Here is a 659-nt window from a genome sequence, read left to right as displayed (position 1 = left end):
GACTTCCTGAGCCTGCTCAAACCGACCCGCATCCGCCAAAGCACCCGCAATCTTCACCAGAGCCTCACCACGCCACCAGGAGCGCTTAATTTCGGCAGCGACTTCCTGAGCCTGCTCAAACCGACCCGCATCCGCCAAAGCACCTGACATCTTAAACAGAGCAGTTTCGCGCCACCAAGAACCAGTAATCCGTTCGAAGGCATCACGGGCCCGATCAGCCTGCCCCACTTCAGATAAAGCGATGACAAGTTTTACCAGAGCTTCATTACGTGAGTGCCACTCTTCGATGTGCAACACTGTACGGGAAGCCATGTCAAACGCATGCTCGATGAAACCCAAATTAATCAAGACACATAGCGCTTTTATGAGCACCTCGGCACGCAAACGAACATTATAGATTCCTTCAGCTAGGTTTATGACGCGGTCGGAAGTTTCCTGTGCTTGTTCGACTGCACCCACAGAGACAAGATCGTCAACTATCCTCACCAGCACCGCGGCACGCACCCCTTGATCGTCAATCTGATACGCAACCTGCCGGGCCTGTTCAACATAACCAGCTCTCGCCGCGACGCACGCCAAATCTGGCAGGCGCTCCTGAAAGTCACCGATTCGTTCTGCAACTTTCTGGGCCTGCTCGAGTAGACCCGCGCCAGCAAACG

The 659-nt window shown here is 54.5% G+C and carries 1 protein-coding gene; it reads right to left on the bottom strand.

All coding sequences use genetic code 11. The features are described from left to right. On the bottom strand, positions 1–659 hold a 659-nt coding region (locus AB7V09_RS10970; RefSeq protein ID WP_419143775.1), incomplete at both ends, for a tetratricopeptide repeat protein.

It is taken from the genome of Actinomyces sp. SKVG-SVH-4(1) (assembly GCF_048514265.1).
GTDB classification, from domain to species: Bacteria; Actinomycetota; Actinomycetes; order Actinomycetales; family Actinomycetaceae; genus Actinomyces; species Actinomyces oris.
This window is presented reverse-complemented; position numbering and strand designations above follow the sequence as displayed.